The 1,451-nt window shown below is 59.1% G+C and carries 2 protein-coding genes; both read right to left on the bottom strand.

From position 1 onward, the window contains the following. Positions 1-310: 310 nt before the first annotated feature. Complete coding sequence (locus AC1D17_RS28935) at positions 311-1,114, bottom strand: ABC transporter permease (protein WP_112841486.1); 804 nt, start codon at positions 1,112-1,114, stop codon at positions 311-313. Positions 1,115-1,116: 2 nt separating this feature from the next. Beyond that, positions 1,117-1,451, bottom strand: a 335-nt coding sequence (locus tag AC1D17_RS28930; protein WP_477568630.1) for an ABC transporter permease, incomplete at its 5' end; no start/stop codon positions are given.

Below are 1,451 nucleotides of genomic sequence, written 5' to 3'. Positions count from 1 at the left end.
CCCATAGACTTCTGAGACCCGGGCGGCGAGGCGTTCTTCCGGAAGCTCCGGCGCACCAATGCCGGCGAGAACAACATCGATTGAGTTCTGCTGTGTCATGGTCTGGATCTTCACCGGATTACCTCATGGACTGGGCGAATAGTGCTCTGACAGGCGGAGTTCGCTCTTGGACGCGCCGTGCTTCGATCGCTCATTGCATCACCATTTGAACGCTCCTGAGAAGTTCGAGCAACACATGAGGAAAACCGATGGTTCAGTTCGAGAATCCGCAATGCAGCTCGGTTGGAGTTGAGGCGCAGGATTGTCATCGTCAATGCCCCCGCAACGCGGCTTCTGATCCTCTGGTCGACCAGGCGGCAGCAAGAAGCCCCAGCGCGACCACACCGAGGATCATCGTCGACACCGCATTGATCTCGGGCGTCACGCCGAACTTGATCTGTGAATAGATCTTCATCGGCAAAGTCGATGCACCCGGTCCCGTCGTGAAGCTGGAGATGACGAGGTCATCCAGCGACAGTGTGAAGGAGAGCAGCCAGGCGGATGCTAGTGCCGGAAGGATGTTCGGCAAAGCAACCTTCAAGAAAGCAGTCGCCGGAGGACACCCCAGATCCCTCGCCGCCTCTTCGAGCGAGGGGTCGAGTTCGGCAAGTCGCGATTGAAGAACGACGGCCGCAAAGCACATCGTGAAGGTGGCATGCGCAAGGGTGATGGTGAGCGGCCCCCGGTCGACCCCGAGTGCAACGAACATCAAAAGCATGGATACGCCCAGCACTACCTCGGGCATGACCATGGGTGCTGCCAGAAGCCCCATGAATACCTGCCGCCCGCGAAAGCGCCGGATGCGGACCATCACCAAGGCTGCCGGGAGACCCAGGGCGGTTGCAATCGTCGCAGAGACCGCTGCCACCACGAAGCTGACGCGTGCACCATCCAATAGAGCGGCATTGGAAAGTGCGGCGCCGTACCACTGCGTCGAAAATCCGCCCCAGACCGTCACGAGCTTCGACTTGTTGAAGCTGAAAACGACCAGGATGAAGATCGGGAGGTAGAGAAACAACATGACGACGAAGATCGACAGCCGATTGAACCAACTTGGACCGCGTGACTGGCTCATGGTCAGACCCTCATCTTGGAAAGGCGGGATTGCAGCAATGTGATCGGAATGACGAGGAGCAGCACCAGGAGCACTGTCACAGAAGCCGCGACCGGCCAGTCACGATTGTTGAAAAACTCGACCCAGATCGTGCGGCCGATCATCTGTGTGTCGGCGCCCCCGAGGAGGTCGGGAACGACGAATTCGCCAACCACGGGAATGAAGACCAATGCACATCCGGCCACGATGCCCGACAGACTGAGAGGAAACGTTATGCGCCAGAACGAGGACAAGCGGCTGCAACCAAGGTCTCGCGCGGCCTCCAGCAAGCTCTGGTCGCGGTCCGCCAGGTTCGAGT

The organism is Pararhizobium sp. P1_E7, from assembly GCF_056405855.1.
This window is presented reverse-complemented; position numbering and strand designations above follow the sequence as displayed.

What these genes read in the sequence shown, in the direction of transcription:
- AC1D17_RS28935 (WP_112841486.1), bottom strand. Translation starts at nt 1,114, where the DNA reads ATGAGCCAGTCACGCGGTCCAAGTTGGTTCAATCGGCTGTCGATCTTC.